Source organism: Bradyrhizobium sp. LA6.1, from assembly GCF_040547805.1.
Classification (GTDB): domain Bacteria; phylum Pseudomonadota; class Alphaproteobacteria; order Rhizobiales; family Xanthobacteraceae; genus Bradyrhizobium; species Bradyrhizobium barranii.
In genome coordinates this window covers 275,832-291,000 of record NZ_JBEPQK010000004.1, presented here as the reverse complement: position 1 = coordinate 291,000, position 15,169 = coordinate 275,832, and the positions used below count along the sequence as shown (strand labels likewise).

General features: G+C 64.9%; 11 protein-coding genes and 1 pseudogene. 5 read left to right on the top strand and 7 right to left on the bottom strand.

Annotation, left to right across the window (positions count from 1 at the left end; genetic code table 11):
• Nucleotides 1-134 precede the first annotated feature (134 nt).
• Together ABIB99_RS11950 and ABIB99_RS11945 are read right to left on the bottom strand one after the other, a co-directional pair.
• Nucleotides 135-1,814, bottom strand: coding sequence for an SGNH/GDSL hydrolase family protein (locus tag ABIB99_RS11950; protein WP_354175912.1), 1,680 nt, complete (start codon nt 1,812-1,814; stop codon nt 135-137).
• Between the two features lie 171 nt (nt 1,815-1,985).
• Nucleotides 1,986-3,371 (bottom strand): lytic murein transglycosylase, encoded by a 1,386-nt coding sequence (locus ABIB99_RS11945; protein WP_354175911.1) that lies wholly within the window; start codon nt 3,369-3,371, stop codon nt 1,986-1,988.
• Nucleotides 3,372-3,571: 200 nt separating this feature from the next.
• On the opposite strand from ABIB99_RS11945, the gene ABIB99_RS11940 reads away from it, so the two are divergent.
• A complete protein-coding gene (locus ABIB99_RS11940; protein WP_354175909.1) occupies nt 3,572-4,447 on the top strand; it encodes a UTP--glucose-1-phosphate uridylyltransferase in 876 nt (291 codons plus the stop codon).
• A gap of 106 nt (nt 4,448-4,553) precedes the next feature.
• On the opposite strand, the pseudogene ABIB99_RS11935 reads toward ABIB99_RS11940, so the two are convergent.
• Nucleotides 4,554-6,049: pseudogene (locus ABIB99_RS11935) on the bottom strand (sensor domain-containing diguanylate cyclase).
• 137 nt (nt 6,050-6,186) lie between these two features.
• On the opposite strand from ABIB99_RS11935, the gene ABIB99_RS11930 reads away from it, so the two are divergent.
• Nucleotides 6,187-6,444: a DUF7662 domain-containing protein gene (locus ABIB99_RS11930; protein ID WP_028148420.1), complete on the top strand. Its 258-nt coding sequence runs from the start codon at nt 6,187-6,189 to the stop codon at nt 6,442-6,444.
• Nucleotides 6,445-6,455: 11 nt separating this feature from the next.
• A complete protein-coding gene (locus ABIB99_RS11925; RefSeq protein WP_063981010.1) occupies nt 6,456-6,704 on the top strand; it encodes a hypothetical protein in 249 nt (82 codons plus the stop codon).
• A gap of 548 nt (nt 6,705-7,252) precedes the next feature.
• Here ABIB99_RS11925 and ABIB99_RS11920 read toward each other — a convergent pair.
• The 3 genes from ABIB99_RS11920 to metG form a co-directional block, all read right to left on the bottom strand.
• On the bottom strand, nt 7,253-10,129 hold the full coding sequence (locus ABIB99_RS11920) for an EAL domain-containing protein (protein WP_071916666.1): 2,877 nt from the start codon (nt 10,127-10,129) through the stop codon (nt 7,253-7,255).
• A gap of 154 nt (nt 10,130-10,283) precedes the next feature.
• A complete protein-coding gene (locus tag ABIB99_RS11915) occupies nt 10,284-11,282 on the bottom strand; it encodes an NAD(P)H-quinone oxidoreductase (RefSeq protein WP_063981012.1) in 999 nt (332 codons plus the stop codon).
• 67 nt (nt 11,283-11,349) lie between these two features.
• Nucleotides 11,350-13,029 carry a methionine--tRNA ligase gene (gene metG, locus ABIB99_RS11910; RefSeq protein WP_354175907.1) on the bottom strand — a complete coding sequence of 560 codons (1,680 nt, stop codon included), beginning with the start codon at nt 13,027-13,029 and terminating at the stop codon, nt 11,350-11,352.
• Between the two features lie 275 nt (nt 13,030-13,304).
• On the opposite strand from metG, the gene ABIB99_RS11905 reads away from it, so the two are divergent.
• A complete protein-coding gene (locus tag ABIB99_RS11905) occupies nt 13,305-13,496 on the top strand; it encodes a DUF1192 domain-containing protein (RefSeq protein ID WP_028148424.1) in 192 nt (63 codons plus the stop codon).
• Nucleotides 13,497-14,122: 626 nt separating this feature from the next.
• On the top strand, nt 14,123-14,632 hold the full coding sequence (gene rcdA / locus ABIB99_RS11900) for a protease adaptor protein RcdA (protein WP_028148425.1): 510 nt from the start codon (nt 14,123-14,125) through the stop codon (nt 14,630-14,632).
• Between the two features lie 194 nt (nt 14,633-14,826).
• On the opposite strand, the gene rpmE is transcribed toward rcdA, so the two are convergent.
• Complete coding sequence (gene rpmE / locus ABIB99_RS11895; RefSeq protein ID WP_007599895.1) at nt 14,827-15,054, bottom strand: 50S ribosomal protein L31; 228 nt, start codon at nt 15,052-15,054, stop codon at nt 14,827-14,829.
• Nucleotides 15,055-15,169: the final 115 nt, after the last annotated feature.

The following is a 15,169-nucleotide window of genomic DNA, read 5'->3' as shown; positions in this document are numbered from 1 at the left end:
GCATCGTCCGGTAACGCCGCTTTGCTGAGCCGGGGCCCATTCTTTGGTGAATGTCGCAGTGCCGGGTCCCGGCTCTGCGCAGCAGCGTTACACGCTGCAGCGCGTCCGGGACACCAGATCTCAATTCAGAAAAACTACCGGAACATCTCCGCCGATCGCCCGACGTTACCAGGCGGGCGCGGGATCGCGGGATTGGGATTACGCGGCGCCGGTGCGAATTGACGCGGCGGTGGCTGCGGAGAGCCGAAGCCGAAGAAATCGCGGAATGCCGGCGTTGCCTGGGCCGGCTGCTGCGGCTGCTGCTGTACCGGCGGTTTCTTCGGCGCGAGCCTTGGCGGCGCGATCGCGGCGGCTGCACCCGGTGTGCTGGGAGTGGCGCTGCCGTCGGGCGTCGTCGCAGCCATCGGCGTATCACCCTTGGCCTGCTCGCGGCCGACTTCGCGGCGCGGCCAGGCATAATCATCGGCACGGCCGGCGGGCGCGGCCAGCGGCTCACCCTTCACCATCGTCTTCGCGGCGAGCGCATCCACGGCAGCGGGACGCGAACCCGGTCCGCCCAGCAATTGATCGGCCGAGATCGAGGCCGCAACCAGCGGCACGATCGGTCCCGCTAGCGGCCGCGGCGCGGGCTTGCCGGGCTCGGCGCTGGTGTCGGGGGTCGCAGGCTCGCTCGGCAGCGCAATCGGGCCGGAGCGTCCGGCGAGCAGGCGCGTGATCTCGCGCTCGACATAGTGGGCGAGCTTGCGTGCGCCGGGTTTCGTGAAATAGACGCCGTCATAGCTGCGGAGCTGGCGGATCTGGCCCTCGAAGTCCGGGCCCTTCTGGAGGAAGCGGCCGGCTTCGTCGACAAAGCCGTCCCAGACATCGACATAGGTGATGCCGGCCTTGGCCGCGCCTTCGCGATAGAGCGAATCCAGGAACAGCATGTCCGCAGTGCCCTTGGGGCCGCGGATCGCGGGCAGGCCGACCCAGAGCACCGGCACGCCCTTGGACTTGAGGACGTTGGCCAACTCCTCGATCTTCTTGCCGTAGAGTTCGACCCAGCGCTCGTCGCGGAATTCGTAGAGGCCGTTCGGGTTGCGCGCGGTCTTCTCCGGCGCTGCGACCGCCGGCGTGTCGGCGTTGTCGGCATCGTCCTGCGGCAGGTCGGCGTCGGCGGGCTTGTCGTCCGGCTTGGCGGCCGTGTCGGGTTTAGCATCGCCCGGCTTGGCCGGTGGCTTGGCGCGCGCGCCCTTGTCGTTCTTCTTGTCCTTGTCCGTCGCCTTGTCGGGCGCGGCCTCGCGGATCGAGATGCGGTCATTGAGGCCGAGCATGACGACGATCACATCAGGCTTCTCGGTCTCGAGGATGCCCTTCGCTGCCGCCGCCCAGTCCGCGGGCTCACCCTTCGGCTGGTACTTGATCAGGCCGGACGTGGTCTTGTGCTTGCGGATCACGCCCATGTCGGGCTGCTCGGTGTAGGCGTCTTCGAGGCCGTAGGCGAGCCAGTCGGCCATGGCGTCGCCGATCACCAGCACGTTCTTGTCGGGCGTGGTGTCGCGCTTGGCTGGTGCCGGCGCACGCGAAAAATCTTGGCGCGGCGCCTGCGGCTGTTGCTGCTGGAATGGCGCGAAGAAGTCGCCACCGAACCAGCCGCCGCCTCCACCGTTCCGCGGTGGCGGGGCCTGCCGCTGCGGCGGGCCGCCGAAGCCGGGGAAGTTGAAGAACTGCGCCGAGGCGGGTCCCGCAACGGAGACCAGGATCGCAAGCGCCGTCCCCAGCGCGATCAGCGGGCCGGTCTCGGTCAGCGCCTTGAACAGGGACTTTTTCGACATGCGATCTCAGGCACGCGCAATGGGGATTGGGACAGGCTGGATATAATAGCGGAATCAGGCGCCAAACGGGCAGATTCTCTTTGCAGATTCTTCTGCCATACACCGGGGAACAGCCGTCCCCGTCAAGGCGATCGGGCAAAATCCCTGTTCAGGGTTACTTTCGGGGCGGTTTTACCGCCCGCGGAGGCGATCCAGCACGTCCGAGGAGGCAAATCCGTCGGCGGGGACCCCGATCGAGGCCTGGAAATTGCGCAGCGCCTCCCGGGTCTGGCCGCCGAACTGGCCGTCCGGGGTGCCCTTGTAGAAGCCGCGCTGGACCAGCAGCTGCTGGAGTTCCAGCCGTTCGGTGCGGGACAGCTCGCGCTCCTGCCGCGGCCAGGGCTGCACGAAGGGCTGGCCGCCGCGCAGGCGGTCGGCGAAATGGCCGATTGCCAGCGCATAAGCCTCGGCCGGATTGTACTTCATGATGACGCGGTAATTCTGCAGCATCAGGAAGCCCGGGCCCTGCGCCCCGGCGGGCGCCAGCAGATAGGCTTTCTCGGCCGGATGCGGGAAGGGCTGGTTGGCCGGGCGCTTGAGGCCGAGCTTCTCCCACTGCGGGATCGTCATCGCCTTGGCGCGATCGGCCAGCATGTAGTTGAAGCCCTGCGGCACCACGACCTCGTAGCCCCAGGTCTGGCCGGCCTGCCAGCCGTCCTTCTTCAGATTGTTGGCGGTCGAGGCGATCAAATCGGTGGGATTGTCGACGACGTCGCGCCGTCCGTCGCCATCGCCATCCACGGCAAAGCGCTTGAACGCGGTCGGCATGAACTGGGTCGGGCCGAAGGCGCCGGCCCAGGAGCCGCGCATCTGCTCCGGCCTCAGATCGCCGCGGTTGAGGATCTCCAGCGCGGAGAGAAACTCGTCCCTGAAATAGGCTTGGCGGCGGCCGATGCAGGCGAGCGTCGCGGTCGATTGCAGCACGCTGCGGTCGCCCATCTGCGTCGAGTAATTGGACTCGATGCCCCAGATCGAGGCGATGATGTAGCGGTCGACGCCGGTGGCCTTTTCGGTGGCGTCGAACTGCGCCTTGTATTTGGCGAGGACCTCGCGGCCCTTGGCGAGGCGGTTGTCGTTCACGAGGATGTCGAGATAGTCCCAGATCGACTTGGTGAACTCCGGCTGCGAATCCATCAGATCCATGATGCGCAGATCAGGCGACAGCCCGGCCGTGAAGCGCTGGAAGTTCTCCTGCGTGATGTTGCGCCGTGCGGCATCGGGCCACATCCCCGCGACGCAATTGTTGAAGTTGGAGGCGGCCTCGCGGATCGCGGCGGCCGTCATCAACGGGTGGCCGGAGGCGCCGTCCTCGCCGGTCCATGGCAAGGCGCCGCCGGGGCCGGGCGGGGCTTGCGAGGGCGCCGGATTCGAGCCGGAGAAAATACCGCCGAACAGGTTCGACAAGCCGTTCTGCGCCTGGGCGTGCGCGCTTACAGGCAGCAGCACAGCGGCCGCAAGCATGATTGCGCCGGTCACAAATCCAGCACGTTTCGCCAGCGCTGCCACTGATTGCATCATACCCTACCTGTCCGGCCGAAAATCCGCCTTCAGGAGGCCCGGTACCGGTTGCCAATAGCTTAACAAAGGTGAAATTTTGGTGTCGGCCTTTTTCTCAACTCTGTGAGCGCGAGGCCCCACATCCGCCTTTGTTAGCGGCTGCAAACAAGCTAGCAAGATACCATTGCTCCCTTCACGTCCTCAGGTATTCGATCTGTCCCATGAAAATTCGCAAAGCCGTATTCCCCGTCGCCGGCCTCGGCACCCGCGTCCTGCCCGCCACCAAGGCGATGCCGAAGGAAATGCTGACCATCGTCGACAAGCCGCTGATCCAGTACGTCTATGATGAGGCGAGGGAAGCCGGCATCGAGCACTTCATCTTCGTCACCGGCCGCAACAAAAATGTCATCGAAGATCATTTCGACAAGATGTTCGAGCTCGACGCTACGCTCGCCGCGCGCGGCAAGAAGGCCGAGCAGGACATCCTGGCGCAGAACCAGCCGGAGGCCGGCGCCGTCAGCTTCACCCGCCAGCAGGCGCCGCTCGGTCTCGGCCACGCGGTCTGGTGCGCGCGCGACATCGTCGGCAACGAGCCGTTCGCGGTGGTGCTGCCCGATGAGCTCGTGCTCAACACGACCGGCTGCCTGAAGCAGATGATCGAGACGGCTTCAACGCTCGGCGAAAAATCCAACGTCATCGCGGTCGAGGCGGTGCCCGACCATCTCACCCATCAATACGGCATCTGCGGCGTCGGCAAGCGCACCGGCAAGATGTTCGAGGTCGACGGCATGATCGAGAAGCCGGCCAAGGGCACCGCGCCCTCCAACCTCTCCATCACCGGCCGCTACATCCTCCAGCCGGAGATATTCAAGATCCTGGAGACCCAGGAGCGCGGCGCCGGCGGCGAGATCCAGCTCACCGACGCCATGATCGGCCTCGCCAGGTCGCAGAAATTCTACGGCGTCGAGTTCGAGGGCGAGCGCCATGATTGCGGCTCCAAGCCCGGCTTCCTCCGCGCCAACATCGCCTACGGCCTGAAGCGGCCGGAACTGCGCGATGGGCTGATTGCGGAGATGAAGAAATATCTGGGGCAGTAGCGCTCCACTCGTCATTGCGAGGAGCGAAGCGACGAAGCAATCCAGGCTGCCTCCGCGGAGACAGTCTGGATTGCTTCGCTTCGCTCGCAATGACGGAGGGGGCCCCTCACGCCACCAGCGACAGCTTCGGAAGGCTCGCGACCACGGACTGGTTGCGGCCGCCGGCTTTCGCCGCATAGAGCGCCTTGTCGGCGGCGGCGACCAGGACCGGCCAGTCCAGGCCGGTGGTAGGAACCAAGCCCGCAATCCCGCAGGAGACCGTCGATGCCGCCTGGTCGTCGGACCAGCCCTGCACCTTGCCGCGGATCGTCTCGGCGACCTTGAAGGCCTCGGCGGCCGAAGTGTTCGGCAGCAGCACCGCGAATTCCTCGCCGCCATAGGCGCGGCGCAGTCGCCGGACCGCCGCACCGAATCGGAAATGCAGATCGCGATGCCGACCAGCACCTGGTCGCCGGCCTGATGGCCGAACGTGTCGTTGTAAGCCTTGAAGTGATCTGCATCGATCATCAGCAGCGCGACCGGCGTCTTCTGGCGCATCGCGCGGCGCCATTCGACGTCGATGACCTGGTCGAACTTGCGGCGGTTCTTCAGGCCGGTGAGCGCATCCGTCGTCGCCATCTCCTCGAGCTTGCGCTCGGCATCGGCGCGTCGGCCGATCTCGCGGGCGAGCACCAGCGTCGAGGCCAGCATGAACAGGATGAGCGCCAGGACTACCGCGCCGATGCGGTAGGCTTCCTTCTGCCAGAGCTCGAACACGGCGGCGAGCGGCTTGCCTGCCACCACGAACAGCGGACCCGGGCCGGTGCTGCGGACGTAGAGGCGCGGCGTCGCGTCCACCGGGCCCTGGCCCGCATAGGACCCGCCGGCCTTCAGATTGTCGGCCTTCCAGCTCTGCTGCGTCCCGAGATTCTTGCCGATGACGTCGAGATCGAACGGCCGCCGCATCATGATGGTGCGATCGCGCGTCAGCACGGTGATGGTATCGTCGGGATCGAGGTTCAGGCGCTCGAACAATTCGTGGAAATAGCTGAAACGGATCGAGCCGGTGACGACCCCCAAGAAGCCGCCGTCGGTATCGCTGATGCGCCGGCTCAGCACGATGGAATAGGCGCCGCGGAAAAGCATCGGACGGCTGATGAAGAGGCCGGCGTCGGGATCGTCGCGATGAACCCTGAAGTAGTCCTCCTCGCTCCGGTTCTCCGGCAGGGGATCGAGCGTGGAGGCGTCGATCGTCAGCCTGCCCTCGGCATCGAACACCTGGATGGCGCCGAAGTGCCGCGCCGTGGTGGCGTGATCGAACAGGATCAGGTGACGGATCGGCTTCGAGACCGCGTTGATCTCCGGCAGCAGCATGTTGCTGGCGACCGCCTTCAGGGAGAGATCGTAGATCTCGATGTTGCGGCTGATATCTGCTTCGATGGAGGTGGCCAGATTGTCCAGCGTCTGGCGCGCGAGGGCCTCCTCGCCGCGGCGCATGTCCAGCATGACGTTGACGCAAATGGCGGAAAAGCCGATCACCGTCACGACGGACGATATGATCAGCAGCTTCGCCGAAATCCGCCACGGCCGGCGGGTCGTGACGTCGCGCCATCCAGACTGCATCGAGTGCTCCCGACACTAGTGGATGCGCCCGAAATCTTGCGTAGTGTTTAAGCCGGGACGGCGCTGCCACAATGAGTTAAGAATTGGTTTCCGCGGGCATCGCTTTTGGGCAGCGGAGCTGGGACGAGAGGACGATTGTGAACGATTACGACGCGCTGCGGGATTACCTGATGCGGCAGAAGCAAACGGAATTCGTGCTGAGTTTCGAGCAGATCGAGGAGATCATCGGCTCGGCCCTGCCGCGGGCGGCGAATCGCGCCTCATGGTGGGACAGCCTCCGCAGCCCCGACATCCAGATGCCCCAGCGCGAAGCCTGCCTCGCCGCGGGGTTCGTCGCGACGCGGATGCCCGACGGCCAGAGCGTGCGCTTCACCAAGAAGAAGCAGCGCAGGTGAGCTGACGCTGCATGATTCTGCGCTGGCTAAGGGGGATTTTTGGCGCAGCCCTGATTGCAACAGGCGTGCTGTTCGCGCTCGCCTTCGAGGCCCGCTACTGGCGCTGGCGCGACTGCTTCAACGAGCTCGGCCGCTGCTACGACCCGGTAACGCAGGATGTTTATCTCGAACAGGCGGGAATGGTCTGGGGCGGTCTTGCCGCGATCTCGCTGGTGGTGGGGTTTTGTTTGGTCGCGGGGCTACGACGCAAGCCAGGGTAGGTCAGCTGGACGCGGTGCGCCGCAAGCGCGAGACGGGGGGCGTTAGCCCAAGTGTAGAACCACGGCCTTCATTGGCGATTATGGGGCCAGCGTTCGTCATGGGCTCGTATCAGGCATCTGGTCGTCTGCCGGTCGCAGACGCGCACGCATGTGTTCTGGCGCCCTCGAACGTCACCGGCCCCGCCGGTGTAGTCGGCACATGTGCCGAGGCAATTTGCGCCTCGATCCTCGCATCGTGCGGCTGTCACTGCTTCGGCCGATGAGGCGAGGAACACTCCGGTGCCGATGAGAGTGATCGCGTAGAAAAGGTGCCGAGTCATCCGTGACTCCTGAGAAAGACGCGTGGTCTGCTCATTCTGAGAACGACAGCTGCGAGCCCAGTGACCTCGATGACGAAGCCGTTCTGGATCGAATGCTGCGTGCCATCTTTCATGGTGGTCGAGCAGGGCCCATTGATCTGGATCAAGCCCGGGCTAAGCGCGCCGGTGCGGCACCCCGCTCGCTTTGCGAGCGACCCTTTCCGGGAGGAGAGCGGAAGAAGATAAGCGCTAGCTCGCCGCTTCCAGCCGCACTTCCGTGAGCAGACGCATCGCCGCGTCCGCGTCCATGGGCTCGCCGAAGGCGAAGCCCTGCGCGTATTCGCAGCCCATCTGGTAGAGCTCGACCGCGTCGGAATCGGTCTCGGCGCCTTCCGCGACCACGTCCATGCCGAGATCATGCGCGAGCGCGATGATCGACTTCAGGATCACCGGACGGGTGCCGCGGTTGGTGGTGCGCACGAACGACTGGTCGATCTTGATGGTGTCGAACGGGAAGCGCTGGAGATAGGCCAGCGACGAATGGCCGGTGCCGAAATCGTCGAGCGACAGCCCGGTGCCGAGCTCGCGGATGCGCGTCAGCATCTGGGCTGCGTGCTCCGGGTTCTCCATCACCAGCGATTCCGTCAATTCCAGCTTCAGCGTGCCGCGCGCCACCGAGGAGCGCGACAGCACGGTGCGGATGTCGTGGATAAGATCGTGGCGCAGCAATTGCCGCGAGGAGACGTTGACGGAGGCGAAGATCGGCTCGCGCGAGCGCATCGCGCGTTGCCACACCGAAAGCTGCTTTGCGGTCTGGTCGAGCACGAACATGCCGAGGTCGACGATCAGGCCGGTCTCTTCCGCGATGCTGATGAATTCCGACGGCGCCATGCGTCCGAGCTTCGGATGATCCCAGCGCACCAGCGCCTCGAAGCCGGCGATCGAACGATCCTCCAGCCGCACGATCGGCTGGTACAGGATCGTGAGCTCCTGCCGCTCGATGGCGCGGCGCAGCTCGCTCTCCAGCGTCAGGCGGTCGGTCTTTCGCGCGCGCATCGCCGGCTTGTAGACGTCGATGCGGTCGCCGCCGATCCGCTTGGAATGATACATCGCAAGCTCGGCGTCCTTGATGATCTCGTCCGTCAACTGGGTCTGCGGATCGGACAGCGCGAGCCCGATCGAGGCGGTGAGAAAAATCTCGCGGTCGTTGAAGGCGATCGGGGCGCGGATGGTCTTGCGGATGGTCTCGGCGAAGGCGGTGATGCGGGCAGGGTCCTGCTCCGAGAGCAGGATCAGGCCGAACTGGTCGCCGGCAAGCCGCGCCAGCGTGTCCTGCGGCTTCAGGATGCGGGTGAGGCGGCGGGCCAGCGTCAGCAGGATCGAGTCGCCGACCGCGATGCCGACGGAATCGTTGACCTGCTTGAAGCGGTCGAGGTCGATCACCATCAGCGTCGGCCGCAGCGTCGGCATGGTCTTGGCGAAATGCGCGACCGCGCCGAGCCGGTCCATGAACAGTTTGCGGTTGGGCAGGCCGGTGAGGTTGTCATGCACGGAATCGTGCAGCAGACGCTCCTCCGCGTTGCGCAGCTCGGTGACGTCGGTCAGCGTGCCGACCACGCGCGAGACCTCGCCGTCCGAGCCGACCACCGGGCGCGCCTTCAGCGCGAACCACATGAAATGACCGTCCGGCGTGCGCAGCCGGAAATCCTGCACCAGGCGGCCGCGGCGCTGGTCGAGCACGCTGTCGAGCGCGGCGCGGAACCGGTCCTGGTCGAGCGGATGCAGCACCTCAAGCCATGAGGCGGCCGGGCCTTCCAGCGTGCCGCGCTTGAGGCCGAGCAGGGCTTCGGTCTCGGGGCTGGTGAACACCTTGTCGGCGGAGACGTCCCAGTCCCAGATCAGATCGCCGGAGCCGGCCAGCGCCAGCGCGCGCCGCTCGATGTCGGAGACGACGCCGGTGGTGGCGCTGCCGCCGGCAAAGGCGTGCTGCATCACCGTAAAGCCGATCAGCATCACGATCAGCACGAGGCCGCCGAGCAGAGCCGGGCCGACGATGTCGTTGGTGACGGAGCCCGCGACCGTCATGCCGGCCGCGACCACCCAGACCACCAGCAGGAACCAGGTCGGGATCAAGAGCACCGCGCGGTCGAAGCCGTGGGTGGAGAGGTAGACGATCAGCGCAAAGCCAGCAAAGGCGATCAGCACCAGCGACATGCGGGCGATGCCGGAAGCCACCGCCGGGTCGAACAAGGCGAGCGCCACCAGCGAACCCAGGAAGGCGAGCCAGAGCACCGTAATGTGCGAATAGCGCACGTGCCATCGACTGAGGTTGAGATAGGCGAACAGGAACACCAGCAGCGTCGCCGCCAATATCGCTTCGCCCGCCGCGCGCCAGATGCGCTCGGCGTTGTTCGACATGTCGAGCACCTTGCCCCAGAAGCCGAAATCGACGCCGATATAGACCAGCACCGCCCAGGCCAGCGCCGCGGCGGCCGGGAACATGATGCTGCCCTTCACCACGAACAGGATGGTGAGCACGAGCGCCAAAAGCCCGGAGATGCCGATCACGATGCCCTGGTACAGCGTGAAGGAGTTGACCTTGTCCTTGTAGGACTCGGGCTCCCACAGATAGAGCTGCGGCAGCTTGTCGGTGCGCAGTTCCGCGACAAAGGTGACGACGGCGCCGGGATCGAGCGTGATGCGGAACACGTCGGCCGTCGCGCTCTCCTGGCGCTCCGGGCGGTCGCCGATCGAGGGCGTGATGGTCGCGATGCGCGACAGCCCGAGGTCGGGCCACAGCAGGCCCGACGAGACGATGCGGTAATGCGGGGCGACGATCAGGCGGTCGAGCTGGTCGTCGGTGTTGTTGGCGAGCGCGAACACCACCCAGTTCTGGCCGCCCTCGCGGGCGCGCACCTCGATGCGGCGGACGATGCCGTCGGTGCCGGGTGCGGTGGAGACCTGGATGCGATCGGCGTCACTGCGCTGATGCTCGAGCACGCCGGTGAGGTCGATCGCGGGCGCGTCGCCGCGGACGCTGACGGCATCCAGCGCGCGCGCCTGGGATGCGGCGACGAGAATCATGAGGCCCAGCGCTATGGGCGCGAGGCACCTGATCAGACGCAAGGTCGGTTCTCCGCGTTCGACGCAAACTCTTCAGTGCAAGATGGTCAGTGCAAGGCGTTTTCCGAACGGAACAAGATGGTTCGGCGCGTCGCGATAGATGCCACGAAAGCGAGGAAAATCAAAGGGTTTCCGCCTTGCCTGATGGGCCGTTGGCCTAGACCTCCAACACAATTTTGCCAATATGTGCCGAGGTCTCCATGCGCCGGTGCGCATCGGATGCCTTTTCCAGCGGGAAACTGCTGTCCATCAGCGGCTTGACGCGGCCTTCGCGCAACAGCGGCATCACTTTCGCCTCGATTGCGGCCACCATGGCCGCCTTGTCCGCATTACTACGGGGGCGCAGGGTCGAGCCGGTATGGGTCAGGCGCTTCACCATCACCTTGGCGATGTTGACGCTGACCTTGGGGCCGTTGAGGGTTGCGATCTGCACGATGCGGCCGTCGACCGCCGCGGCATCATAGTTGCGGTCGACATACTCGCCGGCCACCATGTCGAGGATCAGGTTGACGCCGGCCTTGTCGGTCTCTTCCTTGACCACGGCGACGAAGTCCTCGGTCTTGTAGTTGATGGCGCGGTCGGCCCCGAGCTTGAGGCAGGCATCGATCTTGTCCTGCGAGCCGACGGTGACGAACACTTTCGCGCCGAACGCTTTCGCGAGCTGGATCGCCATGGTGCCGATGCCGGACGAGCCGCCATGGATCAGCAGCGTCTCGCCGGCCTTCAGGCCGCCGCGCTCGAACACATTGTGCCAGACCGTCATCAGGGTTTCCGGCAGCGCGCCGGCTTCCCTGATCGACAGCGCCGGCGGCACGCTCATCGCCTGGGCGTCCTGCGCGATGCAGTACTGCGCATAGCCGCCGCCGGCGACCAGCGACATCACCTTGTCGCCGATCTTGTGCCGTTTGGCGTTGCTGCCGACCGCCACCACTTCGCCCGCGATCTCGAGCCCCGGCAGGTCGCTGGCGCCGGGCGGCGGCGGATAGGCGCCGGAGCGCTGCGCCACGTCGGGCCGGTTGACGCCCGCGGCCTGCACCTTGACCAGGATCTCGTCGGGACCGGGCTGCGGAACGGCACGTTGTTCCGGCACCAGCACCTCCGGTCCACCGGGCTTGGAGATGGCAACCACGGTCATTTGCGCGGGCAGCTTGTCCATGATGTGTCCTTGGATGAATGAATTCGGCGGATGGCATATCGCCTTTTTCCGCCGAAGTGAAACGACATTAAGGCCCGAACCGCGCCGCCAGATGGCTTGCTCTTTCGGGAGAGATTTTTTCGACCAGTGGACCGATCGGCGCGACCGCTGTGCCGGCGCCGCCGTCGAGCAAGTCCGCGATTTGGCCACCGGGCCAGCGTGGCGCGGCATCTTCGCTACCGAAGGCGTGCAGCACATTTTCCGACAGGCTGGGCACGATACTCCACGCCAGCACGGCGCAGGTGCGGACCAGATTGAGGGCTGTTCGCGTCACGATCGCCGCGCGAAGCCGATCGGACTTGATGGCTGTCCACGGCGCGGCATGCTGCAGGTAAGCGTTCGCCACATCCCAGATCGCACGCGTTGCGGCGGCCGCGGTACGAAACTCGAGCGCCTCGTGATGGCGTCGCAGCGTCGCGATACGCTGCTCCAGTTCCCGTGCGAGCAGGTGCTCGGCCTCGTCAGGAGCGCCGCCTTCCGGAATCCGGCCGTCGAAGGCCCGATGGGCGAAGCTGACAATGCGATTGACGAGGTTGCCGAAGATGTCGGCGAGATCCTTGTTCACGTCGGCGACGAACCTGGCAACGTTGAAATCGGTGTCGGCGCTTTCGGGCGCGTTGGCGATCAGCCACCAGCGCCAGAGATCGGCGGGCAATTCCTCCAGAGCCTGGTCGGTAAAGATGCCCCGATTGCGGCTGGTCGAGAACTTGCCGCCCTCGTAATTGAGCCAGTGGAATCCCTTGATCACGTCCACGCTCTTCCAGGGCTCGTTCGAGCCGATCAGCGTCGCCGGGAAGCTCACGGTGTGGAATGGGATGTTGTCCTTGCCGAGGAACTGGACGTAGCGGACGTCATCGGCCTGCCACCACCATTTTCGCCAGTCGCGGCCCGGCGCGGCGGCGGCCCATTCCTGGGTGGCGGCGATGTAACCGATCGGCGCGTCGAACCAGACATAGAAGACCTTGTCGGCGAATCCCTGTCGCGGAACCGGGATACCCCAGGCCAGATCGCGCGTGATACAGCGATCGCGCAGATCGGCTGTCAGCCAGCCTTTCGCGGTCGACACCACGAAGGAGGGCCAGCCGGAACGGTTATTGATCCACGCGCTCAACGCTTCGACAAGCTGCGACTGGCGCAGGAACAGATGGCGGCTTTCGCGGACCTCCAGCGCCCGGTCGCCCGACAGCGCGGATCGCGGGTCGATCAGTTCGGGCGGATCGAGCAGCGCGCCACACTGGTCACATTGATCACCGCGCGCGGACGGGTCGCCGCAATGCGGGCAGGTGCCGAGCACGTAGCGGTCCGGCAAGAAACGGCCGTCCGTGGGTGACCAGACCTGCGGCAACTTACGTTCCTCGATCAATCCGGCATCGTCGAGCCTGCGATAGAAGTGCTGCGTCAGAGCGCTGTTCTGTGGCGAGCTGGTTCGCCCGAAATGGTCGAAGGAGAGGCCGAAGCGTCGGTAGATGTCGGCCTGGATTGCGTGCTGCGCATCGCAGAAAGTGCGGACATCCTGTCCGGCGCGAACGGCGCCGAGCTCAGCCGGCGTGCCGTGCTCGTCGGTGGCGCAGATGAAGAGCACGTCGTCGCCGATCTGTCGCCTGAAGCGGGCATGGACATCGGCGGGGAGGAGCGAGCCTATGAGATTGCCGAGATGCTTGACGCCGTTCACGTAGGGAAGGGCGCTGGTGATGAGAATTTTGGTCATGACTGCGGTCTTTCGCGTTTGGTGATGCCGACCGACGAAAAATCAAAAGCCCTCCCGCATGATCGGAAGGGCTTGGGGTCGGCTCATGCCTCACGCGCGTGGACGCGCGCTTATCCCGTCCGATCAGCCTCCTTGCGGTCGGGCCGGGGCATTCGCGTCAGGTGTTGCGCGCTCGCGAAAGTCACTGCAAATTCTCCTTGTGCAGGAGCGGTACCATTTCGGCTCGGAAAACGCCAGATCGGCGTCTTTCAGGACAGGACTGCCCGGGAGGACACATGGCCATCGAGGACGACGACAAGCCGCGCAAGAAGGTCAGCCATGAAATCGGACAGGATCTCTCGCTCTTGTCAGTGGAGGAACTGACGGAACGCGTGGCGCTGCTCAACACCGAGATCGCAAGGCTCGAGGAAGCCGCCACCAAGAAGCGCGCCTCGCGCGATGCGGCGGATAGTTTTTTCAAGAAGTAGAGCCCAGCGCTCACCTCTTGTGTCCCGGACGCGGTGCAGCGCGTAGCGCTGCTCCGCAGAGCCGGGACCCATGCTTCGCGCAAAACTATCTCGCGTCGTCATTCCGGGGCGGCGCGCAGCGCCGAGCCCGGAATCCATAACCACGGGCAGTTGAAACGGGCAGGCTGAGCCGGGCCACCGCATCCGCCTGTGGCTATGGATTCTCAGATGCGCAATTGCGCATCAAAGCTCGCGACTTCGTGGCGCCCCGGAATGACGAGTGCCGAGTTTGTTCCGCCGCCCCCTCGGCCAGTGACCGACATGGCTAACGAACTCTCAAAAAATTAGCTCGTTTACTTCCAATTAAGCTTTCGGGTTTATGACTGGAGCTGTCCTCGTTTGGACACCGAGTGGCTCCTGTCCACTCTGTTTGACGCCTCCCTGTTATCAACTTTCAAAGCCGCCGGTCTCCGGCGGCTCTTTTTTTGCCTTTTTGGGTCCCGTTCCGGTTGAATTCCGAGGAAAGACGCGCGGAAACCATATCCGCGCTTGCCGCTGGACTCCGCGTCCCGCCCGCGCAATGATTTGTTCATCATAACCCGGCGCCAAAGCCGGACAGTCAGACAGTTGCGTAAGGGGCGTTAACCATGGAACGTTTGCAAGCCGAAGGTGCTCTCGTTCAACTCAGCGAGCGGTTCACCAATTCTGCGGCGTTCGGCGTCCTGTTCCGTGAGGGCATGGACCTGGTGGAAGAGACCGCCGCCTATCTCGATGGCGCCGGCCGCACCGAGGCCAAGGCGCTCGATCGCGCCGTCAGCCTCACCTATGCGACCGAGAGCATGCGCCTGACCACCCGCCTGATGCAGCTTGCCTCGTGGCTGCTGCTGCACCGCGCGGTGAAGGAAGGCGAGATGACGCTGAGCCAGGCCAATCGCGAGAAGACCAAGGTCAAGCTCAGCGCCGCCGATCCCGGCCCGTCCGATACCGTCGAGAAGCTGCCCTCGCAGCTCCAGGATCTGATCCATCGCTCGATGAGCCTTCAGACCCGCGTGCGCCGCCTCGACACCACCATCCACACCCCGCCGGTCGAATACGTGGCGATCGGCAACCCGCTGGTGCCGCAGCTCAACGCGCTGAAGGCCGCGTTCGAGCGGTAAGCACCCAAGTGCCGTAGTCACAGGTCTCGTAGGGTGGGCAAAGGCGCAAAGCGCCGTGCCCACCACTTTGCTTTCCGGATCGTAGAAGGAATGGTGGGCACGCTTCTCTTTGCCCACCCTACAGGTCTCGCCACAAACAAAAACGCCCCCGGTCTGACCGGGGGCGTTTTTCGTGTCCAGCCTTGCGGGCGGGATCAATCCTTTTTGAGAAAGCCCGAAAACTTCTTCTGGAAGCGCGAGACGCGGCCGCCGCGATCCATCAGCTGGGCGTTGCCGCCGGTCCAGGCCGGGTGCGACTTCGGGTCGATGTCGAGATTCAGCGTGTCGCCTTCCTTGCCCCAGGTGGAGCGGGTCAGGTACTCGGTTCCGTCGGTCATCACGACCTTAATCGTATGATAATTCGGATGAATTTCGGCTTTCATGGCAATTCCTCGGCGCCCGGCGCCTGTCTTGAGTGGCTATCGAATGACGGATTTGGCGGGGTCTATACCCCACAGGCCCCTTTAAAACAAGCCATTGTGGGCAAAGGAGAACCGG